General features: G+C 70.2%; 21 protein-coding genes and 2 tRNA genes. 10 read left to right on the top strand and 13 right to left on the bottom strand.

The annotated features are described in order from the left end of the window. The first annotated feature begins 1 nt into the window (after position 1). Positions 2-2569, top strand: coding sequence for an MMPL family transporter (locus QUD34_RS14860; RefSeq protein WP_286354476.1), 2568 nt, complete (start codon positions 2-4; stop codon positions 2567-2569). Beyond that, complete coding sequence (locus QUD34_RS14855) at positions 2566-3630, top strand: SAM-dependent methyltransferase (RefSeq protein WP_286354475.1); 1065 nt, start codon at positions 2566-2568, stop codon at positions 3628-3630. Before QUD34_RS14860 ends, QUD34_RS14855 begins: the two co-directional genes overlap by 4 nt. A 41-nt stretch (positions 3631-3671) precedes the next feature. Here the strand turns inward: QUD34_RS14855 and QUD34_RS14850 are convergent, their stop codons facing one another. Both QUD34_RS14850 and QUD34_RS14845 read right to left on the bottom strand, forming a co-directional pair. Then, entirely contained in the window at positions 3672-4190 is a 519-nt protein-coding gene (locus tag QUD34_RS14850; protein WP_286354474.1) for a hypothetical protein, read from the bottom strand. 43 nt (positions 4191-4233) lie between these two features. Further along, positions 4234-6147, bottom strand: coding sequence for a CocE/NonD family hydrolase (locus QUD34_RS14845; RefSeq protein WP_286354473.1), 1914 nt, complete (start codon positions 6145-6147; stop codon positions 4234-4236). 168 nt (positions 6148-6315) lie between these two features. Between QUD34_RS14845 and QUD34_RS14840 the strand changes: the two genes are divergently transcribed. After that, complete coding sequence (locus tag QUD34_RS14840; RefSeq protein ID WP_286354472.1) at positions 6316-7341, top strand: agmatine deiminase family protein; 1026 nt, start codon at positions 6316-6318, stop codon at positions 7339-7341. Next, positions 7338-8192 carry an N-carbamoylputrescine amidase gene (aguB, locus tag QUD34_RS14835; RefSeq protein WP_286354471.1) on the top strand — a complete coding sequence of 285 codons (855 nt, stop codon included), beginning with the start codon at positions 7338-7340 and terminating at the stop codon, positions 8190-8192. Before QUD34_RS14840 ends, aguB begins: the two co-directional genes overlap by 4 nt. 8 nt (positions 8193-8200) lie before the next feature. Here aguB and QUD34_RS14830 read toward each other — a convergent pair whose 3' ends face one another. From QUD34_RS14830 to meaB, 3 genes are all read right to left on the bottom strand, one after another. Beyond that, the gene (locus QUD34_RS14830; RefSeq protein WP_286354470.1) at positions 8201-9325 is read right to left on the bottom strand and encodes a methyl-accepting chemotaxis protein; all 1125 of its coding nucleotides are present in this window, start codon (positions 9323-9325) and stop codon (positions 8201-8203) included. Between the two features lie 126 nt (positions 9326-9451). Then, complete coding sequence (locus tag QUD34_RS14825; protein ID WP_286354469.1) at positions 9452-10624, bottom strand: hypothetical protein; 1173 nt, start codon at positions 10622-10624, stop codon at positions 9452-9454. A gap of 30 nt (positions 10625-10654) precedes the next feature. Further along, on the bottom strand, positions 10655-11593 hold the full coding sequence (gene meaB / locus QUD34_RS14820) for a methylmalonyl Co-A mutase-associated GTPase MeaB (RefSeq protein WP_286354468.1): 939 nt from the start codon (positions 11591-11593) through the stop codon (positions 10655-10657). Positions 11594-11694: 101 nt separating this feature from the next. Here meaB and QUD34_RS14815 point away from each other — a divergent pair, with 101 nt between their 5' ends. From QUD34_RS14815 to QUD34_RS14800, 4 genes are all read left to right on the top strand, one after another. Beyond that, complete coding sequence (locus QUD34_RS14815) at positions 11695-12099, top strand: hypothetical protein (RefSeq protein ID WP_286354467.1); 405 nt, start codon at positions 11695-11697, stop codon at positions 12097-12099. Between the two features lie 13 nt (positions 12100-12112). Beyond that, on the top strand, positions 12113-13240 hold the full coding sequence (locus QUD34_RS14810) for a hypothetical protein (protein WP_286354466.1): 1128 nt from the start codon (positions 12113-12115) through the stop codon (positions 13238-13240). A gap of 17 nt (positions 13241-13257) precedes the next feature. Then, positions 13258-13334 (top strand) — tRNA-Pro (locus QUD34_RS14805). A gap of 247 nt (positions 13335-13581) precedes the next feature. Then, a complete protein-coding gene (locus QUD34_RS14800; protein WP_286354465.1) occupies positions 13582-13998 on the top strand; it encodes a bacteriohemerythrin in 417 nt (138 codons plus the stop codon). Between the two features lie 40 nt (positions 13999-14038). On the opposite strand, the gene QUD34_RS14795 is transcribed toward QUD34_RS14800, so the two are convergent. From QUD34_RS14795 to QUD34_RS14770, 6 genes are all read right to left on the bottom strand, one after another. Next, complete coding sequence (locus QUD34_RS14795; protein ID WP_286354464.1) at positions 14039-15022, bottom strand: alpha-ketoacid dehydrogenase subunit beta; 984 nt, start codon at positions 15020-15022, stop codon at positions 14039-14041. A gap of 9 nt (positions 15023-15031) precedes the next feature. Continuing rightward, entirely contained in the window at positions 15032-15994 is a 963-nt protein-coding gene (locus QUD34_RS14790) for a thiamine pyrophosphate-dependent dehydrogenase E1 component subunit alpha (RefSeq protein WP_286354463.1), read from the bottom strand. A 21-nt stretch (positions 15995-16015) separates the two neighbouring features. Beyond that, complete coding sequence (locus tag QUD34_RS14785; protein WP_286354462.1) at positions 16016-17026, bottom strand: c-type cytochrome domain-containing protein; 1011 nt, start codon at positions 17024-17026, stop codon at positions 16016-16018. 13 nt (positions 17027-17039) lie between these two features. Then, entirely contained in the window at positions 17040-17594 is a 555-nt protein-coding gene (locus QUD34_RS14780; RefSeq protein ID WP_286354461.1) for a hypothetical protein, read from the bottom strand. Positions 17595-17739: 145 nt separating this feature from the next. Next, positions 17740-19086, bottom strand: coding sequence for a GAF domain-containing protein (locus tag QUD34_RS14775; RefSeq protein ID WP_286354460.1), 1347 nt, complete (start codon positions 19084-19086; stop codon positions 17740-17742). Then, positions 19086-19583, bottom strand: coding sequence for a pyridoxamine 5'-phosphate oxidase family protein (locus QUD34_RS14770; protein WP_286354459.1), 498 nt, complete (start codon positions 19581-19583; stop codon positions 19086-19088). The genes QUD34_RS14775 and QUD34_RS14770 overlap by 1 nt, the downstream gene beginning before the upstream one ends. A gap of 93 nt (positions 19584-19676) precedes the next feature. On the opposite strand from QUD34_RS14770, the gene QUD34_RS14765 reads away from it, so the two are divergent. Further along, positions 19677-20123: a hypothetical protein gene (locus tag QUD34_RS14765; protein ID WP_286354458.1), complete on the top strand. Its 447-nt coding sequence runs from the start codon at positions 19677-19679 to the stop codon at positions 20121-20123. Positions 20124-20307: 184 nt separating this feature from the next. Here the strand turns inward: QUD34_RS14765 and QUD34_RS14760 are convergent. Then, positions 20308-20384 (bottom strand) — tRNA-Arg (locus tag QUD34_RS14760). A gap of 82 nt (positions 20385-20466) precedes the next feature. Here QUD34_RS14760 and QUD34_RS14755 point away from each other — a divergent pair. Then, positions 20467-21069, top strand: a complete 603-nt coding sequence (locus QUD34_RS14755) for a DUF4337 domain-containing protein (RefSeq protein WP_286354457.1) — start codon at positions 20467-20469, stop codon at positions 21067-21069. A 61-nt stretch (positions 21070-21130) separates the two neighbouring features. Here QUD34_RS14755 and QUD34_RS14750 read toward each other — a convergent pair whose 3' ends face one another. Further along, positions 21131-21964 (bottom strand): hypothetical protein, encoded by an 834-nt coding sequence (locus QUD34_RS14750; protein WP_286354456.1) that lies wholly within the window; start codon positions 21962-21964, stop codon positions 21131-21133. Between the last annotated feature and the right edge of the window lie 13 nt (positions 21965-21977).

Here is a 21977-nt window from a genome sequence, read left to right as displayed (position 1 = left end):
GATGGACTCGCTGCTGCGCCGCCTGCTTCGTCTGCACCTCTCCCGGTCGCCGGGCCTCTGGCTCCTCACGGCCGGCCTGACCCTGCTGCTGGGGTTGGGCACCCTCCGCGTGGAGCGGGCCCTGGATCTCATGAGCCTCCTGCCCACGGAACATCCGGCCGTGCGGGCCAACCTGGAGGCGGGCGTGGGCCAGCAGGAGCTGCTCTGGCTCGTGGCCGAGGGTGGCGAGGCCGATCTGGAGGCCCGCCGCGCCTGGGCCGAGGGCCTGGTGGACCGCCTGCTTCAGGAAGGCAACCTGCCCCTGAACGGCCTGGTGGCCGAAGGACGCCTGTCGGATCCCGTCCCGGTGCCGGGCCCGGGCGGCCTGAGTCCCTGGCCCGCCCTGCTGGCCGTGGGCGCCATCGCGGAAGGGGACGCCGCCGTCAGCCGCCTCACCACGGAAACGCTCTACACGCTGGCTCCGGCCTGGCTGGGGGATCGCCTCGCCCCCCTGAATGATCCCGATGGGCTGAGGCGCCGCCTGGAGGCCACGGCCAGGGCCCTGGCCTCCCCGGAGCCGCTGCCCGCGGCGCTGGCGCGGCTGGATCCCCTCGGCCTGAGGGACCTCGCGCCCCAGAACGGCGAGGGCATGGCCAAGGCCCGGGAGCTGGGCCGCGCGTTCACCCTGCGCATGCGCACCGGCTACCTCGAGACCAAGGACGGCCGCTTCGTGATGCTGCCCCTGGTGGCCAGCTTCCCCGCCTCGGAGGTGAAGGCCACCACCCGCGCGCTGGTCTGGCTGGGGCGCGGCGGCGCAGGCCCCCTGCCCGCCACCGCCAGCCTCCGGGAGGTCGAAGCGGCCCTGGGGCCGCAGGCGGACCGGGCCTTCCCCCTCCAGGCCACGGGGGCGCATGCCATCACCGCCTGGGAATCCCACCGGCTCACGGGCGAGGTGCTGCTCAGCCTGGCCCTCAGCTTCATCCTCATCGGCCTGGTCTATTGGCTGGGCTTCCGCACCCTGGCGGGCTACGGCTTCGTGATGGTGCCCCTCCTGGTCGGCATGTTCTGGGCCCTGGGCCTCACGGGCTGGATGCTGGGCCGCGTGAACCTCATGGCCGCGGGCTTCGGCGCCGTGCTGCTGGGCGTGGGCGATGATGTGGGCATCCTGCTCTTCAGCCGCTATCGCGAAGAGCGCCGGGCCGGCCGCCCGAAACCTCGGGCCCTGCGCGCGGCCCTGCTCGGCACGGGCCCCGGCGTGGTGGCGGGCGCCTTGGCCACGGCCCTGGCCTTCCTGGCCCTGGCCTTCGCCCCCTTCCCCGGCATCCGCGACCTGGGCCTCACCACGGGCCTGGGCCTGCTGGCCTGTCTCGCCGCCACCTTCCTGGTGCTGCCGCCCCTGCTGATGGCCCTGGATCATGGCCGGGGGACCTTCGCCCCGGGTCCGCCGGCGCCCCTGCCACACCGCCGGGCCTGGGCCCCCTGGGCTGCCCTGGTCCTGCTGGTGCTGGCCCTGGCGGGCGCCCCCCGCACCCGCTGGGAGGAGGACCTGCGCCGCTTCCGGGCCCAGGGCAACCCCGCCCTCACGCTCCAGGAGCGCCTGACCAAGAACCTCGGCGCCAGCCTCCAGCCCCTGGCCATCCAGATCCCCCTCGATGATCCCGACCGCCTGCCAGCCCGGTGGAACAAGCTGAGCCCGATCCTGCGGGAGGCGGGTCTGCCGGTGCCGGACTGGAAGACGCTCGATCCGGAGTTGCGCCATGTCCTGGGCTCCGAAACCTGGCGCCACCAGGTCATGGAGGCTGCGGCCAAGGCGGGGCTGGATCCCGCGGGCCTGGAGGGCCCCCTTTCCGCCCTGGCGGCTGCCGCCGCGGACCCGGGCCAACCTGTGCGGGCCCTCCAGTCCCTGCTGCCGAGGGCGGCCCAGCCCCTTGAGGGGAGCCATCGCTGGAATCTGTGGGAGAGTCTGCGCCGACGCGGGAAGCCCGCGCCGCTGGCCCCCGCCCTCACGGTGCCGATCCGCCTGGATGAGGCTTCCCTCACCCGCCTGACGCCGGTGGTGGAAGCGGCCGGGGGGCGGTTCGTGGGCACCCAGCCCCTCTTCCGCGTGGTGAAGGGCATCGCCCGGGACGCGGTGCGGGAGGCCGTGCTGCTGGCCTTGGCGGGCATCTTCGCCGTCATCGCCTGGTTCGGGCGCAGCCTCCGCTTCGCCTGCCTCGCCCTGGTGCCCCTGCTGGCCAGCCAGGCCGGGGCCCTGGGGGCCCTCGGCTGGGGCGGCGAGCCGCTGACCTTCCTGTCCCTCATGGCCATTCCCATCGCGCTGGGCGTCAGCGTGGACACCGCCTTCAACCTGCTGCACCGCGCCCGGGGCGAGGCCGACGCCCCCCAGCGCGTGGCCCGCGTGAACGCCGTCTGCGCGGGCACCACCCTCGCCGGGTTCGGCGGCATGGTGTTCAGCGGCTACCGCGGCCTGCGGGGCCTCGGTCTCGCCTGCCTGGGCGGCGTGGCCCTGGCCCTGCTCCTCACCCAGTGGCTGCTGCCCGTGCTGCTGGAGAAGTGGCCCCTGGAAACGAAGCCTCCGGAGAAGAAGTGAATCCGCTGAACGAGCTGCTGCAGTCCCGACTTTTCGAGGGCCCGGTCCCCGCCGCCGAGGTGATGGCCCTGGGCCTCTACCACCCGGAACACGGCTACTACCGGCGCCAGGAGGGCCCCTGGGGCTTCGACGGCAAGGACTACTACACGGCCCTGGACCTGGGGCCCCTGCTGGGGCAGACCCTGGCCCTGCGGCTGGAGGCCGCCTGGGAGCGCCTGGGCCGGCCCGCGCGCTTCACCGCGCTCGAACCCGGCGCGGGCCGCGGCTGGCTGGGCCGCGATGTGCTGAACGCCGTCTCGGGTCCCTTCGCCGAAGCGCTGATCTATGTGCACCGCGACGACAACCCCGCCGCCCGCCGGGCGGCGGAAGAAGCCCTGGCGCCGTTCCTGGCGGCGAACCGCGCGCGATTCGCCGCCGAAGCTGAGCCCCTGGAATCCTTCACCGGCGCCATCTTCAGCAACGAGCTCTTCGATGCCCTGCCCGCCCAGCCCTGGCGCTGGGATGGCGAGCGGTGGACGCGCGAGGTGCTGACGCCGGCAGGTCCCGAGTGGCAGGCGGCGGATCCCGGCGAGGCCGGGGCCTGGTTCGCGGCACGGACCGACGGCCTGGAGCCCCGCGACGGCAGCATCTGGTGTGAGGCCCTGCCCGGCCTGGTGCATGCGTTGGCATCGCCCCTGGAGGCGGGCCTCTTCCTGACCGTGGACTACGGCGAAGCCGCGGACCGCCTGCTGGCCAAGGGGGCCGACCTGCGCCGCTACAAGGCCCACAGCGTGGATGGCAAGTGGCACGAGGACCTGGGTGAGGCCGACCTGACCGCCGATGTCGACTTCACGCGGCTCGCCACCCTGCTCGAACAGGAAGGGATGACGCAGCTCTCACACATGGAGCTGAGCAAGTGGATCCGCACCCATGCCCCCCTCGAACGGTGGGGCGCCGAATGGATGACGCTGCCCGCCCCCGAGCGCATGAAGCGCACCGAGAACCTCCTCCAGCTCACCCTTCCCGACATGATGGGCAGCCGGTTCCGGGTGCTGGAGGGGTGGAAGGGGCGGGTCGAGTAGCGACCTCTACCTCGTCGCGGCCCCCTGGCTTGCCGCTCGCATCATCGGCTGCTTTTGGGGACCGACCTCGGGTCCAGCCAGAGGCCGCTCCAGTCAACGGATGCGGAAATGCCCATCCGCCTGCCGGGACGCAGGAGCCGGCTCTGCCAATCCCCGTCGAGGGGCACGGCGAAGAAGCGCGGAGCCTCGGACTTCGGCTGGAACTTCAAGATGAGGAGATCATCGGTCCGCCGGGGAATGAGATCCCCGACCCAGCGGCGGTAGGCCACGCGGGCCTTCAAACTGCCGATGGCCTCGGCGGCCGCCGTGAGCGGCCGCCCGGGCTGGTTCAAGGACGGCTCCTGGTTGGCCCCGGGCCAAGCCTTCTTGGGGCCCGTCCAGAACAGGACCGTGCATTCCGGAGGAGCATTCAGCACCTGGATTTTGACGGTCAGCTCGGCGGACCCCTGGCTGGCCGGGGTTTCCCAGCGCCACAGGAAGGCGAGGCTCGCCAGGAGGAGGGCACTCCACAGGGCGTAGTACCAGCGCCGCCTGTAATGAATGGAACGGATCTGAATCATCGGTGACTCCGTGGCGAAGGCGACCCCTCTGGCCGGAACGCCCTCATGGTTGTTCCGGCCACCGGAGAAGGCCGAGGCCGCTGGGTCTTGCCGCGTCGTGGAACACGGTGTGGGTGGCCTTCTGGTAGTCCCCGGCCTTGGCTTCGTTGATGTTGGTGAAGACCTGGGGATTGCGGTCCATCAGGGGGAACCAGGTGCTCTGGAGCTGCACCATGACGCGGTGCCCCTTTTTGAAGGTGTGGAAGATGTCGTTCATGGACCAGGCCACGCGGGTGGGCTGGCCGGGCACGAAGGGGGCCGGGTGCTCGAGGCTGTCGCGGAACTTGCCGCGCATGACCTCGCCGCGCACCAGCTGCTGATAGCCGCCCATGGGGTTGGGCGTGCGATCCCAGGGCGAGCCGCCCTCATGGAAGTCGGGGTTCCTGAAGGCATCGGGATAGACATCGATGAGCTTCACCACCCAGTCGGCATCCGTGCCGGTGGTGGCCACGAAGAGCTCGGGCCGCAGGGGGCCGGCCAGGGTCAGATCCTGGGTCAGGGGCTCGGTCTGGAAGACCAGCACATCGGGCCGCCGCCCGGCGAAGCGCTGATCGGCGGTCATGTACTCCTTGGGCATGCCGATGGCGACCTGTTCGATGAAGGGCACGGGCTTGGCCGGGTCGGAGGTGAAGGCATCGGCCCCCCCATCGGCGGGGGGCGGCGCGAAGGACAGGCCTCCGCCGGGCTGGAGGTAGAGCCTGGCCTCCTTCGCCTGCTTCGGCGGCCAGGCCTCCAGCCGGTGCCAGCGGTTGGCGCCGGTCTCGAAGACCGTGGCCTTGGCGAGATCCGGGGCCTTCGCCTGCTTCAGGTGGTGCATGAAGAAGGGGAAGAGCACCTCGGCCTGGAACCAGTCCGAGGTGTCGGAACCGAACAGCACGGGCCCCAGGCGATCCCCCTTGCTGCGCTCCCAGCCGCCGTGGAACCAGGGGCCCATGACCAGGCGGTTGTCCGTGGCGGGGCTCTGGCGGTTCACGGTCTGGAACAGCTGGAGGGCGCCGTAGAGGTTCTCCGCGTCGAACCAGCCGCCCACGGTCAGCACGGCGGGCTTCACGGCCTTCAGCTGGGGCCGGAGGTTCCGGGCCTGCCAGAAGGCATCGTAGGTGGGGTGGTCCAGCATCTCGTTCCAGAAGGCCACCTCCTTCGTGTACTGCCGGGTGGCGGCCGTGGGGCCCAGGCGCAGGAACCACGCGTAGCCGTCCGAGGTGCCATGCTGGAGGGGCGTCGGGTACTTCTGGGTGGGCTCCGGGCGGGGCAGGCCGAAGCTCGTCATGAAGTTGAAGGCGTGGGGCAGCCAGAGGGCGCCGTTGCGGTGGAAGTCGTCGCCCGTGAACCAGTCCATGATCGGCGCTTCCGGCGAGACAGCCTTGAGGGCCGGGTGGCCCGACAGCATGCCCACGGCGGTGTAGAAGCCGGGATAGCTGATGCCCCATTGGCCCACGCGGCCGTTGTTCCGCTCCGCGTGCGCCAGCAGCCAGTCCAGGGTGTCGAAGGTGTCCGTGCTCTCATCCACCGCCGCCCCGCTGACGGTGCGCTGGGGCCGCATGTTCACGAACTCGCCTTCGGACATCATCCGGCCGCGCACATCCTGGTAGACGAAGATGAAGCCCTCTTCCTGGAACCGGGCCGAGGGGCCCAGGTGGGGCGGGAAGGCGGTCTCGCCGTAGGGCCACACGCTGTAGGGGGTGCGCTGCAGCAGGATGGGGTAGGTGCGGCGGGCATCCTTCGGCGTGTAGATGGCCGTGAAGAGCTTGACGCCGTCCCGCATGGGGATGAGGACTTCGCGTTTGGTGTAGTGCGCGCGCGGCGAGGCATCGGGGGCCCCGGGCTCCTGGGCCCGGGCGCCGACCAAGCCGCCCAATAAAACCAGCGGCAAGACCAGGGACGAAAGCGTGGCGCGCAGGGCGCGGATCAGGGTCACGGGGGCCTCGGGATGGAAGCATCATGGTATGCGGCATCGCGGGTTCTTGGGCGATTCCGGAGTCGATCCCTGTCATCGCAGCAATAAGGCTCGACCTGGGGAGGGGCTTTTGCTGAACTGGAGGGTGGCTCCGTCTGGGGCCCATCCAGCCCCCGGGGTCTTCGAGCCATGTCCCAGCCATCCTTCCTGCAACCCGCCGAGTGGGACCGCCACAGCGCCTGCTGGCTGGCCTGGCCCGGCCACGGGCACCTCTGGCGGGAGAACCTGGGCCCGGCCCAGGCGGAATGGGCGGCCCTCTGCGTGGCCATCGCGGAAGCGGGGGGCGAGGCCCTCGACATCCTGGTGCAGGATCCCGCCGCCGAGGCCGAGGCCCGCGCCGCCCTGACTCCGGTCCTCGGTCAAGCGCGCTTCCACCGGGTGCCCGTGGGCGACATCTGGCTGCGGGACACGGCGCCGATCTTCGTGAAGGAGGGCCGGGGCGCCCTGCACGCGGCCTGCTTCGGATTCAACGGCTGGGGCCGGAAGTATCTGCTGCCCGACGACGACCGGGTGGCGGGCCGGGTGGCGGCCCTCAGCGGCGCTCCGCGCACCGACCATGCCTGGGTTCTCGAGGGCGGCTCCGTGGAGGTCGATGGCGAGGGCACCGTGCTCACCACCCGCCAGTGCCTGCTCAACCCCAACCGCAATCCCGGCCTGGACCAGAGCGAGATCGAGGCGGCCCTGCGCGACGGCCTGGGCGCGGAAAAGGTGCTGTGGCTGGACGAGGGACTCCTCAACGACCACACGGATGGCCACATCGACACGCTGGCCCGCTTCGTGGCCCCGGGGGTGGTGGTGTGCATGCAGGCCATGGATCCGGCCGATCCCAATGCCGCCACCCTGGACCGCCTGGCCGCGGATCTGGCCGGCTTCACCGATGCGAAGGGCCGACGGCTCCAGGTGATCCGCATCCCCTCGCCGGGCGCGGTGCTCGACGAGGAGGGCGGGCTCATGCCCGCCAGCTTCGTGAACTTCTACATCGGCAATCGCAGCGTGGTGGTGCCCACCTACGGCACGCCCTACGATGAAGCCGCGGTGGCCGCCCTGGCGCCGCTCTTTCCGGGCCGTCGGGTCCTGGGCCGCTCCGCCCGGGCCATCCTCAGCGGCGGCGGCGCCTTCCATTGCATCACCCAGCAGCAGCCGGAGGTCCTGTGAAGCCCACGACCCGCGTCCGCGTCGCCGCCACCCAGTGCGCCTTCACGGGCAGTCTCGAGGAGAATGTGGCCCGGGTCGAGGCCCTGGTGCGCGAGGCCGCCGCCCGGGGGGCCCAGGTGATCCTGCCTTCCGAGCTCTTCGAGGGCTATTACTTCTGCCGGGAGGAGAAGGACGAGTTCTTCGACTGGGCCAAGCCCGCCGAAGGACATCCGACGATTGCGCGCTTCCAGGCGCTGGCGAAGGAGCTGGGGGTGGTGATTCCCGTCTCCTTCTTCGAGCGGGATGGCCACGCCTTCTACAACAGCCTGGCCATGGTGGACGCCGACGGCGCGCTGCTGGGCATCTACCGCAAGAGCCACATTCCGGACGGCCCCGGCTACGAAGAGAAGTTCTACTTCCGGCCTGGCAACACGGGCTTCAAGGTGTGGGACACCCGCTTCGGCAAGGTGGGCGTGGGCATCTGCTGGGACCAGTGGTACCCGGAGTGCGCCCGGGCCATGATGCTCCTGGGCGCGGAGATCCTGCTCTACCCCACGGCCATCGGCAGCGAGCCCGAGAACCCGGGCCTGGACACGAAGGATCTCTGGCAGCGGGCCATGGTCGGCCATGCCGTGTCGAATGTCGTGCCGGTGGTGGCCTCCAACCGCATCGGCCTCGAAGGCGACCAGACCTTCTACGGCCACTCCTTCATCGCGAACCACCGCGGCGACAAGGTGGCCGAGTTGGGCCGGGCGGATTCCGGCGTGATCACGGCGGACCTGGATCTGGATGAGATCCGGCGCCACCGCGCCTCGTTCGGATTCTTCCGGGACCGCCGCCCGGACCTCTACGGCCTGATCGCCAAGCCCTGACCTGATCCCTAGACCTTGAACTGCCCGACCAGGTGGTTCTGGCTGTCGGCGACGCGGGCCAGCTCGGCGGCGGTGCCGGCCACCTCGGCCACGGTCCGGGCCATCTCCTGGGTGGCCGTGGCATTGTGGGCCACGCGCTCGAGGTTGGTGTCGACCTGCTCGGCCACCTCGGCGCTGGTGCGGGCCTGCTCGTCGGCCGCAGCGCCCACTTCGAGGATCATCGCCGCCAGGCCTTCGATGTTCGACTCGATGGTGGCGAGGGCGTCCACGGTGGCGGCCACCATCTGCGCCCCCTGATCCACCGAGGCGTTGCTGCGCTCGATGAGCTCGCCGATCTCGCGGGCGGCGGCGCCGCTGCGCTCGGCCAGCTTGCGGACCTCCTCGGCCACCACGGCGAAGCCCTTGCCCATGGCGCCGGCCTTGGCGGCCTCGATGGCGGCGTTCAGCGAGAGCAGGTTGGTCTGCCGGGCGATGTCCTGGATGAGGCGCACGGCGGTCACCATGGTGGCGGCCACCGTCCGGATGTCCTCCATGGCCTTGGCGCTTTCGCGGCCCGCCCCGGAGCCCAGGTTCACGGCCGCGACGGCGGCCTCGGATTCCTGCTGGGAGCGCCGGATGTTGCCGGACACCTGCTCGATGGAGGCGGAGAGTTCGGTGACGGCCGCGGCCACCCGCTCGAACGCGGCGCGCTGGGCTTCGGAGTTCTGGGCGAGGGAGCTGCTGGTGGCGGCCATCTGCTCGCTGGAGGCGGAGAGCTGGGTGGCGCCGCTGGCCACGGAGCCCGAGGAGCCGGTGAGGTCCCGGAAGATGGTCCGCAGGCGGCTGTTGTAGGCGTTGAAGGCCGCGGCGGCCTGGCCCACCTCGTCCTCGCTGGCCACCGCCAGCTGGAGGGTCAAGTCGCTGCGCTGCAGGCCTTCGGCCAGGGCCTTCAGGGGCTGGGTGATGCGGAGGCTGAGGCGGTAGACCACCAGGAAGGTAACGATCCAGACGACGAAGGAGGCGGCGATGTTGAAGACGAAGGAGCGCCAGAGGGGCTGGGCCATGTCCAGCCCCTGCTCGACCAGGCCCGCGGCGCGCAGCTCCTGGTAGTTCCCCCAGGTGTCATGCAGGTTGAAGAATGCGTATCCGGCCATCGGCAAGGCAAGCATCAATAGCAGTTTACCGCGCACACTCAGGCGATCTGACCAGGACATCGACAACTCCATCGGGGCGAAACGGGCAACCCCTCCGCATCGGAGGACGGCGGGGGATTCTGAAATCTAGTTGAACAAGGCAAGGGTCGCGTCGAGGGTGCGGAGCACGCTCAGGATGTGGAAGGGTTCCACCACCAGATGATCCACTGCCCCGGCCGCGATGGCACGGTTCCGTTTCAGTTCGGCGTCCTCTTCCTGGCCGGCGAGGAGGACGGGCAGGGGGCAGCCTTCCTTCTTGACCAGCCGCCGGCACAGTTCCGAGGCGGTGCCCGCGCGGATCCGCTGGTGGATGATCACGAGCTTGACCCGGCCCCAGTCCCGCTCGCCGACCCCCAGGGAGGCGAGGCTGGGCCTGAGGAGGCCCTGGCTGCCGTCCAGGGCGGCCAGACCGTACTTGCGGCCCAGGGCCTCCGCCAGCCGGGCGCAGAGGGCCTCGTCCTCGGCCACCACGAGCAGGAGGGGGTCCTTGTCCACAAGCAGGCGGGGGGCGGCGGAGGCGCGGGTGGGATCCGGCTTGCCGGGGATCCGCGTGGCCTCCAGACCTCCCGGGTTGAAGCGGGAGCGGTCCTTCTGTTCCTGGCGGTGCCGCGCCTCCATCACCCACTGGCGGTAGCGTCCCACCAGCTTCGGGTCGGCCGAATCCAGGATGCGCAGGCCCCAGACCCGCTCGCCGAAGTAGGCCACCCGGACCGGCAGGGCCAGGCTGTCCCCCACGGCGGCGCGGAGCTCCACGGTGGAGGTGGCGTTGAGCCTCAGCATGTCGCCCAGGATGCGCGTGCCTTCCGGCGGGGCCAGCTCCAGGCCGTCTTCTCCGAACGCCGTGGCCGTGCCGTCCCGCACATTGTTCTGCTGGTCCCCGAAGGCGCAGGGCACGGGCCGGTCCGGGGAGAAATCCGCAAGCCGGTGGGTGTCCAGGGCCCGCAGCAGGCGAGGCAGGGTCACATGGCAGGCCTCCGCGCCGTGGATCCGGCCGTGGCCCTGGAAATCCACCACGGCCTCGAAGGGCAGGCCCCGGTCCAGCAGGTTCAGGGTGAGCCGGGAGCCGGGTTTCAGGCGCCACTGGCCCCGCTCCACCTCCGAGATGCCGAGGATGACCCGGTCCGAGGCCTCGGCCAGCACGCGGAACTCGCCCTTGAAGGCCCCGAAGTGCAGCTCCACCTTGTCCTCGGCCTCGCAGAGGCGCTGGAACACCATGCGGATGGCTTCGTGGTCTTCCTTGTTCAGGCTGCGGCTTCCCATGTCCCGCCTATCGGGTGAATGCCCCGCAACTCAAGCTTCGCCCAGGATTTCCGCCACGGCCGAGTAGGGATCCAGGGCCCGGTCGGCGATGGCCTGGATGGCGGCCTCCACGCGGGCCGGCCCCGCCTGGGCCTTGGCCCGCCGCAGGACCTCCTCCGCCAGCAGGGACTCGAACCGGAGGCGGGCGCGCTCTCTCGCCTTGGCGGCCAGCCCCCCGTGGGCCCGCAGCCAGCGGCCGTGGTCCCCCGCCCGGTCCAGCAGCGCCTGGATGCCCTCGCCCTGCTGGGCCACCGTGCGCAGCACGGGGGGATCCCAGTCCCGGGGCATGGCCAGGGACTTCATGGCCTCGATCTCCCGTTCCACCTGGTCCGCCCCATCGCGGTCGGCCTTGTTGATCACGAAGAGATCGGCCACTTCCATGATTCCGGCCTTGATGGCCTGGATCTCGTCGCCCATGCCCGGCACCAGCACCACGCAGCAGGTCTGGACGCAGGCCACCACATCGACCTCGTCCTGGCCCACGCCCACGGTCTCGACGAGGATCGTGCCGAAGCCGGCGGCATCCAGGATGTCGATGGCGTCCTGGGTGGCGCGGGCCAGGCCGCCCAGGGCGCCCCGGGTGGCCATGCTGCGGATGAAGATGCCGGGGTCGGCCGCGATGCGCTGCATGCGGATGCGGTCGCCCAGGATGGCGCCGCCGCTGAAGGGCGAGGTGGGATCCACCGCCAGGATGCCCACCTTCTGGCCCTGGGCGCGGAGGGTGCGGGCCAGCTGGTCGGTGAGCGTGCTCTTGCCGGCGCCGGGGGCACCCGTGATGCCGATCACGACTGCCCGGCCCAGGTGGGGCCAGAGGCTGGCCATGAGGGGCCGGGCTCCCGGGTGGCCGTTCTCCATCCACGAGATGGCGCGCCCCACGGCGCGCGGCTCGCCGCGGCGCAGGGGCTCCAGAAGCTCGAGGGGGGAGGCCATGAGCCCAGCATGCCAGCACCCCGCCAGGACCGGAACTCGCCCCCCGGGTCTGGATGCGGTACTCTGATTGTTCCGGCCCCGGCCGCTGTGGGACCAACACGATGATCAAAGGGCCGAAACCCTCCAATGACCCCGAATCCGGGGAGGCGGTTCCCGCAACCGCCCCGGCGAAGCCCCCGGTCCTGCTGACCAAGCGGGTGGCCGTGGCCCCGCCGGATCCCAAAGCCCCCCGGGAGAAGATCTGCGCGGAGTGCGGCATGCACTTCAGGGTCGAGACGGGCCAGAAGTTCTACCTCTGCCCCGACTGCTACCGGCGCTCCTTCACCTACAAGCGGAAGGGCGGCAAGGACGCGGCCCGCATCCTCACCCACATCACCTGTGCCGTCTGCGGGGGCCAGGAATACCTGCCCTTCGTGCCGGAGGATCCCGCGAAGGCCCTGTGCCGTGCCTGCTACGCCAAAGAACGGCCGGAACCAAAGCCCGCCTCCGGGCATCCCCGTCGTTGACCCTGGAGTCCTCATGCGTCTGATCTTTCTGCCCCTCGTGCTCGGTGCCACCCTCCTGTCCGCCCAGGGTGCCAAGGCCAAGCCCACCACCAAGCCCGCTGCCAAGGCCGCCGCCAAGACGAATCCCGATGCCGAAGCCGCCCGCCAGGCCTTCCGCCAGGTGCTCGATGCGGTGGATGCCGGCTGGTTCGGCCAGCCCTACCAGGGCATCACCTCCGTGCAGATGCAGGGCACGCTCGGCGTGACCCTCAGCGGCGCCGCCGTGAACCAGAAGGTGGACAGCCTCAGCCAGGGCCAGGTGAAGGGCAACAGCCAGGGCGGCCAGGCCAACCTCCGGGTCAAGGGCATCTACTTCGCCAACGGCGACTTCAAGACCGACCTGGCCGGCGACTTCGGGACCATGCTCTACACCCGGCGCGGCAACCGCGGCTTCCTCTACAGCAAGGAGCAGAACGCCTACACCACCCGCGTGGACATGCCGCCCTCCGATGCCCCCACGACTTTCATGACCTGGTTCCGGCAGACCCTCAACGACATCCGCACCGTCTATGTGGACGCCCCCACCTTCCAGCCCAGCCTGGCCGGTGAGGACTCCGCCGGGGGCCGCATCCTCCAGCGCATCGTCTTCAACGCCCCCACCCAGCCCTGGGACGCGAAGAAGCGCGAGCAGAGCCTGGCGCAGAGCCTGGGCTTCTGGAAGCGCGGCCGCCTGGAGGTGATCGTGGACAAGGCCACCAAGCTGCCCCAGCGCCTGGAGTTCCGCAACGACGAGCAGGGCGTCCAGACCCGCATGGACTTCAGCTACGGCGCCGGAGGCAAGCTCCAGTCCGTCAATGTGGGCAACAGCAGCCGCGGCTTCGAAGGCCCGGGCTGGCTGCGACTGGGCTACGGCGGCGACGGCCTCATGTCCAATGTGGCGGGTGAGCTGGCCAGCCAGGACAAGCGCATCTCCTTCGCCATGGACCTGGCCTGGTCCAAGACCCGCACCGCCGCCGACATCGCCGCCATCCCCCCCGCCGGCGCCACCAAGCGCGGCCGCGAGGAGATGGAAACCCAGCTCCTGGTGGGCCTCGCCGGCCGCATCTTCGACCTCCAGCGCGCCGGCCTCAACCTCCGCAGCGTCGCGATCAGCGGGAAGTAGCGGTACACTGGTGTCATCGGAGCGTGGCGCAGCCTGGTAGCGCACCTGCTTTGGGAGCAGGGGGTCGAGAGTTCGAATCTCTCCGCTCCGACCAAGAAAAGGGGGCCCTCCGGCCCCCTTTTCTTGGTCGGAAAAAGAGCCGTGATTCGAACGCTCGAGTGGGATCGCGGAGGCGCCACTTGATGTGGCGCTGGAGCGATACCGGCGGCTGGCGAAGCCAGACGCAGTTCGAATCACGACCGGGCGAGGCAGTCCGAAAGGCGGAGGTGCCGCCGTTAATTGACCCTGTAGTATTCTTTTTGTCCCGGGGCGGATCTCCTCCCGTCCCGATGGAGAGCCTGATGCCATCCGAGCGCTGGCGGGAGCAGTACGAGACCGGGCTGGAGCCCATCGATGCCCAGCACCGGGGGCTGTTCGAGGCCCTGGACCGGCTGGCCGGGGCGCTCGGCTCCGCGGCCGAGGGGCGGAGGGATGAATCCCGGGTGGACGAGGAGCTGGCCTTCATCGTCCAGCACATCATCCGGCACTGCCAGACCGAGGAATCCCTCATGAAGGAGATGGGGTTCCCCGGGCGTCTTGCCCATGCGGAGCAGCACCTGGAGCTGATCCACCAGGCCCGCGACCTCCAGTACCGGCGGCTCAAGGGGCAGCGGGTGGATCTGGAGGTGGTCGCGTTCCTGGGGGCCTGGCTGGATCACCACATCTGCGAGTCGGACCTGGCCTATGTGGCGTACCTGAAGGATCACCGGAGCGCCTGAGGAAAAGCGCTCCAGTGATCTGATCCGGGGCTCCCCGACCTCACCAGATCGGGGCGACCTCGGGGCTCCGCGCCACCAGCTGAGTCGCGGCCTGGACGATGGCGTCGGCCTGGGGGGTGAAGGCCTGCTCCAGCGGGTAGCTGGACGGGGCCGGTGCATCGGGACCGGTGAGCCGCACGACGGGCGCCTTGAGGGCGTCGAAGGCCTGCTCGGACAGGAGGGCCGTCACTTCGGCCCCCACGCCGCAGAGCCGGCTGGCTTCGTGCACCACCACGGCCCGGCCGGTCTTGCGGACGGAGGCGAGGATGGTCGCCTCGTCCAGGGGCTTCAGGGTGCGCAGGTCGATGACCTCGGCGGAGACGCCCTGCTCCGCCAGCGTCTCGGCGGCGGCGAGGCAGGTGTGCACGGTCTTGGCGTAGGAGATGAGGGTGACCTCCGTGCCCTCCCGCCGGATGGCGGCCTGGCCCAGGGGCACGAAGACCTCGCCCTCGGCCACCTCGCCGGGGACGAAGGCCAGGGCCATGTCCATGAAGAAGAGGACGGGATTCTCGTCGCGGATGGCGGCCTTCATGAGGCCCTTGAAGTCCTCCGGCGTGGAGGGCATCACCACCTTGAGGCCGGGGCTGTGGACGAACCAGGCCTCCAGGTTGTGGTTGTGCTGGGCGCCCACGGTCCACCCGCCGCCGGTCATGGTGAGCACCACCATGGGGAACGAGAACTGGCCCCCGGACATGTAGCGCAGCTTGCCGGCGCTGTTCACGATCTCGTCCATGGCGAAGCAGAGGAAGGGCGCGAAGAGCAGGTCCACCACCGGGCGCAGGCCCGTGGCGGCGGCCCCGGCGGCCGTGCCGGCGATGATGCCCTCGGCGAGGGGGGTGTTGCGCACGCGCTGGGGCCCGAAGGCGTCCAGCAGGTGCTTGCGCTTGGTGGCGACGCCTTCGCCGAACATCAGCACGCGGGCATCGCGGTGCATCTCTTCGGCTACGGCCTGGTCGAGGGCTTCATGGGCGGTCATCAGGGACATGGGGGCTCCTCAGGCGTAGACGCCGGCGGTGAGTTCAGAGGGATCGGGGTAGGGGGAGGCGGTGGCGAAGTCCGCGGCCGCTTCCATGGCGGCGCGAGCGTCGGCGCGGAGGGCTTCGAGGCCCTCCCGGGTCAGCTCGCCGGAGGCCAGGAGGCGCTCCTCCAGGCGGGCGATGGGGTCCTTGGCCAGCCAGGTCTGGATCTCGGCGGGATCCACATAGGACTGGTCATGGGGCTCCATGTGGCCCCGCTGGCGATAGGTCCAGGCTTCCAGGAGGAAGGGGCGGCGGGTGGCACGCACCTGCGCCGCGGCGCGGGTGGCGGCTTCCAGCACGGCTTCCGCGTCGTTGCCATCCACCGTGAGGCTGTCCATGCCGTAGGAGGCGGCCCAGGGGGCGATGTGATCGCCCACCATGGTCTCCTTGCGGTGCACGAAGGCCTGCCACTGGTTGTTCTCGCAGACATAGAGCACCGGCAGATTCCACACGGAGGCCAGGTTCAGCGATTCGTGGAAGATGCCTTCGCAGGCGGCGCCGTCGCCGAAGAAGCAGACCACGATGCCCTCGCCGCCGAGCAGGCTGCGCGAGAGCGCCACGCCGGGGGCCAGGGAGAGCTCCCCGCCCACGATGGTGGAGGTGAGGATGACCCCCAGCTCCTTGGCGGAGATGTGCAGGGTGCCGCTGCGGCCCTTGCAGTAGCCCGTGCTGCGGCCCATGACCTCGGCCAGGAGGCGGCCCGGATCGGCGCCGCGGGCCAGGAGGTGTCCGGCGCTGCGGTGGTTGGTGAGGATCTGGTCGTCGGGGTGGAGGGCGGAGACCACGCCCACGGCGGTGGCCTCCTGGCCCACGGAGGTGCAGACATGGGGGAAGGGGCCCCGTTCATGGAAGGCCACGATCTTTTCTTCGTAGGCCCGGATGCGGAGCATGGCCCCGAGCAGGTCGAGGCGGGTGGGGGCGGGTCGGGAGGGGTGCATGGCGTCCTCGGGGATGGGAGGTCAGTGGGAGGGAAGGAGCGGTGCGTCGGCGATCCAGCGGCGGAGGTGGTCCACCGCCGCCTGGTCCACCAGGACCGAGCCCAGGGGGGGCATCTGGGAGAGGGCATGGCGCGAGGCCATGCGGTGGAGCAGCGTGCTGCGCTCCGGGTGGCCGGGGCTCAGGATCCGCGAGTCCGCCTGACCGGGAATGCGGTAGGAGCCGGGTTGATCCAGGGTCGTGCGGAGGGCGGCCCGGGGGCGGAGGTCCAGCTGGAGGCCCGGGATGGGCCGGTCGGCACGGTGGCAGGCGGCGCAGTTGGCCTGGAGGTAGCCCAGCGCCGTGCGGGCGGCCGGGGTTTCCGCGGCGATGCGGGGCGGGCGGCTCAGCAGGTCCGGGCGGGCGCCCCGCAGGAGGTGCCGGGCGACCAGGTCGTCGAGGGTGATCATGCCCGGCTGCAGGGCCTCCGCGTGGAGGGCGCCGGGATCGCGATCCGGCGAAAGCTGGAGGGCGTTGAAGCCCAGGATCTCCACCTGCTCCCGGCCGTGGCAGCCGCGGCAGTCCTCCCGGGAGGGGATGCTGTGGCGCAGGCCGGGGGCGATCTCGGCGGCCTCCGGCTGGCCGTCCTCGGGCACGAGCGTGGCGTCGGTCTGGGCCTCGTTCCAGGCATAGCTGGCGAAGACCCAGGTCGCCGGGCCGGTCTTCCAGATCAGGCGCGTCTCCACCTTGCGGCCGCCGAAGCGGAACTCCTTCCAGGCCTTGGTGCCCACCGGGAGGACCCAGCCCTCCTCGTCGCGCCCGTCGATGGCCGTCCCCGCCGGGAGGTGGAGCCACCGGGACTTGGCGGCGCCATCGGTCCATAGCGGGTACTGGGGCGCATAGGCCAGGTGCCGGGCGTCCACCACCCCGGAGGCGGCATAGAGGCCGGTCTGGGACAGCAGGCGGGGCGGCTGGGGGAGGGCCCGGGGGAGGGTCCGGGCAGCCCCCGGCACCAGGCCGAAGGCCGCCAGGGCGGCGAGGAGGAGTGCGCGCATGGCCGGACTCGGCTCAGTGCATGGGGATGGGCGTCGCGGCCGGCTCGATGGGGGCGGGCACGCGGTTGTGGATGGCGGGGATGGACTGCAGGTAGGCGAAGATGGCCTTCAGGTCCGGCTCGCTGACGAGCTGGAGGTTCTGGATGGGCATGGGGGGCAGGATGCGGCGGCCCTGGCCCAGGTGCCGGCCCGTGCGCACCATCTGGAGGAACTGAGCCTCGGTCCAGCTGCCCAGGCCGGTTTCCTTGTCGGGGGTGAGGTTGGCGGTGTAGGTCACGCCCCAGGGGCCGGTGAAGGCCGTCATGCTCAGGGAGCCGACCCAGCCCCAGGGGCCTTCCGCCAGCTTCGGCGCCGGGGGCATCTTCAGGCCCTCGGGATGCCCGGAGAGCATGCGGGTCATGTCCGGCTCGGGGCCCTTGGGACCCATCTTGAGGGGGGTGTGGCAGTCGTGGCAGCCCGAGATCGAGACCAGGTAGGCCCCGCGCTGGATGACGGACTTGCCGGGAGTGCCGGCCTGGGCCAGGGCGACGCCGAGCAGGGCCAGGACGAAGGGGCGGGTCAGGGACATGATTCACCTCATCAGGGGTCGGGGGGGTTCAAAGCCCGATGAGGGGTTTATCGCATCAAGTCGGATTGGTTTATGTCTTTTTTCCACCCTTAAGGAAGAATTAGCAAGCCTTTAAGGATGTTTTAAGAAAGGGCAGGTCGGGGGGTCAGGCCCCGGGGTCCATGTCTTCGAGTTCCAGGGGCCGGTCGACCACCAGGCGGAACCGCCCCCGCCCCGTCTTCTCCATCTGGACGCAGGCCTGGTGTTCCGCCAGGCGGCGGTGCAGGAGGACCAGGCGGGCCTCCAGGTTGTCGCTCTGGTCCGGCAGGCGCACCCGGGGGTCGGCGCGCAGCTCGCGGTTGCTGAACTGGGTGCGCCCCAGGGCCTGATGATCCTTCAGCAGGGTCCACAGGATGCTCCCGGCCACCCCCTTGATGAGGTAGTCGTCGCCCAGGAAGACGCTGTCGTTGGCGGGATAGTGCCGCACCCGCAGGGGCGCGCCCTCGGGGTGGGGCGGCTGCCCCGCCGCGGGTTGGGTCTCCTCCCCCAGCTCCAGCTCGGCCAGGAACAGGCGGAAGAGGCCCCCCACCTGGGTGGCCAGGGCCACGAGGGCATCCTCATCGGCGTGGGAGAAGCGCATGTCCGCGGGGCTTTCCACGAACAGCACGCCGATGGGTTCCCGGGCCCCGGGGATGGGCACCGCCAGCTGGCTGCCCGGCGCCGCCAGGCCCGGGAAGGGGATCGCGGTCTCCAGGAGATCGCCCAGACCGCGCTGCTCGGCGCCTTCGCGCATGGCCCGGCCGTAGGCGTACTCGGAGGTCATGTGCGAGATGCGGATGGGCACCCGTTCGCGGGCGGCCATGCCGATCACCCCCTCGCCCAGCGGGATCTCGGAGCCCACGCCGGAAGTCTCGTAGCCCCGGCTGGCCACGGTGTAGAGCCGGGACCGGCCTGGATCCAGCATCATGACCAGGGCGTGCTCGATGGCGAAGTGCTCCAGGAGGCCGTCGAGCAGGGCGTCGAGCAGGGACTCGGCATCCGGGCTGGCCGGCAGGCGCTCCATGCAGGCCCTGAGGGCCGAGAGGCCGTCCACGGCTGGGATGGGGGCCGCCACCGTGCTGCCGGGCACCACTTCCACCCGCTCGATGCGGTAGATGTCGGAGCCCAACAGGCGGAACACGCCGCTCATGCCCGTGTGCGAAGCGATGCCGGCGAGCTTGGCCTTCATGGACTCGAAGACGGGACCCGTCGTTTCCGTCCGCTGGTAGGTGAGGTGGACCCGGTACTGCTGGGCGGTCTGGGGGTGGATGAGGCCCAGGGTGGCCCGGGGGTTGGCCAGGATGTTCTGGCGGGTGCGGTTGAAGAACTGGTAGGACAGGGCCAGGTGATTCCGGTCCAGGTACTGGCCCTGGGACATGTAGGCCACATTGGGCGTTCCGTCGGCCGCGCAGGTGGAGACCACGCCGGGGATGTCGCCGTCGAGGCAGTCGCGGAGGGCGCGGGTGGGGAGCATCAGGCCCCCGGGGCCCAGGGGGAGCCGGCCGGGGCTCCCGGGGTCTGGTTGAAGGCGGCTTCCGGCGTGAAGGTCAGGGCCACCAGGCCGGCGTCCGGGCAATCGAGGAAGGTGCGGACCATGGGTTCGGTGAATCCCAGGGGCAGGAGGCACTGGACGAAGGCCGTGCGGTAGGCGGCCACCCGCGCCAGGTCCCCCTCGGCCAGCGGCACCCGGCGGGCGTCGGAGCCCTTGACCTGGACCGTCCGGTGCGTGGGGGGGTCGCTGAAGACCACGGCCAGCTTGCCGGATCGGGCGACATCCCGCAGCAGGTCGACGGCCTGGGGCTCGGCGAAGAAGACTGTGACGAGGTCCGTTCCGGGATCCACGCGGCAGCCGAGGACCCGGCACTGGCTGGGCGTCCCGTCGGCGCTCCCTGAACCCGCATTCATGGAGATGCCGCTCGTCATGAAACGCACGAGCTCCGGATCGAGGTGGAAGGAGGCATCAGGGGACATGGAGGGAAAAGTCTAGCGGGTCTGGGTGGATGGATGGGCGCCACCGCGTTTCGGGACCTATTCTTTCGGAGCGTCCCCCTGGGGGGAATGGGCATGCAGATCGGCGGCATCCAGAGTGCTTCTACAACTTCGGGTCCCAGCGCCCTGAAGGCGCTCGCCTATGACCCGAGGGACACCAACCAGGACGGTGTCGTTTCGGCCGCCGAAGATCAGGCCTACGCCCTGAGGCACCCACAGCTGGAGATCCTCAAGCGCCTGCGGGAGGGCCGCTCGTCCTCCAGGGCGGAGGCGGCCACTTCGACCCCATACAGTCCCAGGGAGACGCCCAACCTGGTCGCGGCCAGCGACCCGCGGGATGCCAATCGCAACGGCCAGGTCTCGCCGGCGGAGGACCTGGCCTACGCCTTGGCCCATCCAAAGGAGGACCCGTTCGGGCCCGCCTCCCGGAAGGCACCCGTCGACGAGCGTTCCTACGGTCCGCAGGGGAGGCCGCGCGCCGGGCTCAGCGCGAGGACCGGCGCGTTCGATGTCCTGGCCTGATTCGAGTCCAGCGGAGGGGTAGAGAGGCCGATCCGGTTCACGCTGGCCTCGAACGCATCCGGCTGTGCCGTCTGCCGGTCTCGCTCCGGCGCGACATCAAGTCGCGCCTCCACGATCCCATTCGACGCTGGATCCTGGCCGCGTCCGCGCGGCCGGGGCTGGCCCGAGTCCAGCCAGGCGCACTTGGTGCGCCTAGCTGGACTCGAACCAGCGACCTACGGCTTAGAAGGCCGTTGCTCTATCCACCTGAGCTATAGGCGCGCGAGGGATAGTCTAGCGGGTCGGGGGTGGATGGGCCTTGCCGGTGGCATGGCCCTAGACTGGGGCCTTCCAGGAGGAGCCCATGCCGGAATCCCTCGATCCGATCCAGGAGGAGGTCCAGGACCATGCGGGCGACAGCCGCCTGAACGGGTTCATCGCGCTTTTCGTGGCCGTGGTGGCGACCTTCATGGCCCTGTGCAATGTGAAGGACGGCAATGTCGTCCAGGCGATGCAGCAGTCCCAGGCCAGAGCGGTGGACCAGTGGGCCTACTACCAGAGCAAGAGCACCAAGCAGCACATCGCTGAGAACGCGGTGGAGATGCTGAGGGTCCAGCTCGACATGAGCCCCGGATTGAAGCCAGCGGCGCAGGCCAAGGTGGAAGCCCGCATCGCCGCCCAGGAAGCGGCCGCGAAAAAGTACGAACGGGAAAAGGAGCAGATCAAGGCCGAGGCGGAGCAGGCCGCCAAAGACTACGAGGCGATGAATGTCCATGACGACCAGTTCGACCTGGCGGAGGCCTGCCTGAGTGTGGCCGTGGCGCTGGCGGGGGTCACGGCCCTCACCCGGAAGCGGTGGCTCTTCGCCGTGGCGGGGGTCTTCGCGAGCATCGGCCTGATCTTCGGTCTGGCGGGATTCCTCCACTGGAACCTGCACTCCGAGGTGATGGCCAAGCTTCTGGGTTGAGGTTCATCGCTCAGATGAAAAAGGGGGCCCAGGAGGCCCCCCTTTTTGCCTTCCACAGATCTCAGAAGTGGACCTGCAGCTGGGCCATGGGGGCGGTCACCCGCTTGTTGGTGAGGGGGGCGGGACCGTCGTGGTTCTGGCCGCCGAACTTGTTGTTCCAGTACTCGAAGCCGCCACCGACGAAGACCTTGCCCTTGGTGCCGAAGACGGGGCTGATGTCCACGAGCAGGGAGAGGTTGGCCAGGGTCTCGGGCTTGGTCTCGACGCCGAAGCCATCCTTGCCCTTGGCGCCCACATAGTTGGCGTAGCCCTTGAACTCGGCGCCCACGGTGCCCATCTGGAAGGGGATGCCCCAGGCGGCGGAGATCAGGTAGGTGGTCTTGAAGTCCACGGATTTGCCCACGATGCCGTTGTAGTTCTGTTCGTGGCAGGCCCAGACGCCGAGATCCAGGAAGCCGCTGGGCATCTTGAAGTTCAGGGTGGGGCCCAGGACGAGGAAGCGCTTCTTGGAGGCGAAGGCGTTGTCCTTCGCGTTGAAGTCGAACCCGCCGGTGACGGAGATGTCGCGCACGGGGCCGAAGCCGAGATCCTTCTTGTGGATCTTGCCCAGGCTCAGGGAGCCGCGGTAGACCACATACACTTCGTTGGCGCCGGTCTTCCCGCCGTTGGCGGGGTCGTTCTTGTCGGACATGAGCATGTCGGCGTTGAAGAAGTTCGAGCCGTAGGCCCAGCCGCTGACATGGCTCAGCTGCACGATGTTCTTCTCCACAGTGCCGTCGATGCCAGGCTCGCGGAACTGCGTGCCGGTGCGGTAGCCGATGAAGGTGTCGCTCCAGTCGGCGGCGGCGATGGGAAGGGCTGCGGCCGCGAGGAGGGCGAGGGCGAGTTTGGTCATGGATGCTCCGGGA

Source organism: Geothrix oryzae (assembly GCF_030295385.1).
In the GTDB taxonomy this organism is placed as follows: Bacteria; Acidobacteriota; Holophagae; order Holophagales; family Holophagaceae; genus Geothrix; species Geothrix oryzae.
This window is presented reverse-complemented; position numbering and strand designations above follow the sequence as displayed.

Excerpts from the sequence above, each read along its gene's own strand:
- QUD34_RS14860 (WP_286354476.1), top strand. The coding sequence starts at position 2 with ATGGACTCGCTGCTGCGCCGCCTGCTTCGTCTGCACCTCTCCCGGTCG.
- QUD34_RS14850 (WP_286354474.1), bottom strand. The coding sequence starts at position 4,190 with ATGATTCAGATCCGTTCCATTCATTACAGGCGGCGCTGGTACTACGCC.
- QUD34_RS14840 (WP_286354472.1), top strand. The coding sequence starts at position 6,316 with ATGTCCCAGCCATCCTTCCTGCAACCCGCCGAGTGGGACCGCCACAGC.
- QUD34_RS14830 (WP_286354470.1), bottom strand. The coding sequence starts at position 9,325 with ATGGCCGGATACGCATTCTTCAACCTGCATGACACCTGGGGGAACTAC.
- QUD34_RS14825 (WP_286354469.1), bottom strand. The coding sequence starts at position 10,624 with ATGGGAAGCCGCAGCCTGAACAAGGAAGACCACGAAGCCATCCGCATG.
- meaB (WP_286354468.1), bottom strand. The coding sequence starts at position 11,593 with ATGGCCTCCCCCCTCGAGCTTCTGGAGCCCCTGCGCCGCGGCGAGCCG.
- QUD34_RS14815 (WP_286354467.1), top strand. The coding sequence starts at position 11,695 with ATGATCAAAGGGCCGAAACCCTCCAATGACCCCGAATCCGGGGAGGCG.
- QUD34_RS14810 (WP_286354466.1), top strand. The coding sequence starts at position 12,113 with ATGCGTCTGATCTTTCTGCCCCTCGTGCTCGGTGCCACCCTCCTGTCC.
- QUD34_RS14800 (WP_286354465.1), top strand. The coding sequence starts at position 13,582 with ATGCCATCCGAGCGCTGGCGGGAGCAGTACGAGACCGGGCTGGAGCCC.
- QUD34_RS14795 (WP_286354464.1), bottom strand. The coding sequence starts at position 15,022 with ATGTCCCTGATGACCGCCCATGAAGCCCTCGACCAGGCCGTAGCCGAA.
- QUD34_RS14790 (WP_286354463.1), bottom strand. The coding sequence starts at position 15,994 with ATGCACCCCTCCCGACCCGCCCCCACCCGCCTCGACCTGCTCGGGGCC.
- QUD34_RS14785 (WP_286354462.1), bottom strand. The coding sequence starts at position 17,026 with ATGCGCGCACTCCTCCTCGCCGCCCTGGCGGCCTTCGGCCTGGTGCCG.
- QUD34_RS14780 (WP_286354461.1), bottom strand. The coding sequence starts at position 17,594 with ATGTCCCTGACCCGCCCCTTCGTCCTGGCCCTGCTCGGCGTCGCCCTG.
- QUD34_RS14775 (WP_286354460.1), bottom strand. The coding sequence starts at position 19,086 with ATGCTCCCCACCCGCGCCCTCCGCGACTGCCTCGACGGCGACATCCCC.
- QUD34_RS14770 (WP_286354459.1), bottom strand. The coding sequence starts at position 19,583 with ATGTCCCCTGATGCCTCCTTCCACCTCGATCCGGAGCTCGTGCGTTTC.
- QUD34_RS14765 (WP_286354458.1), top strand. The coding sequence starts at position 19,677 with ATGCAGATCGGCGGCATCCAGAGTGCTTCTACAACTTCGGGTCCCAGC.
- QUD34_RS14755 (WP_286354457.1), top strand. The coding sequence starts at position 20,467 with ATGCCGGAATCCCTCGATCCGATCCAGGAGGAGGTCCAGGACCATGCG.
- QUD34_RS14750 (WP_286354456.1), bottom strand. The coding sequence starts at position 21,964 with ATGACCAAACTCGCCCTCGCCCTCCTCGCGGCCGCAGCCCTTCCCATC.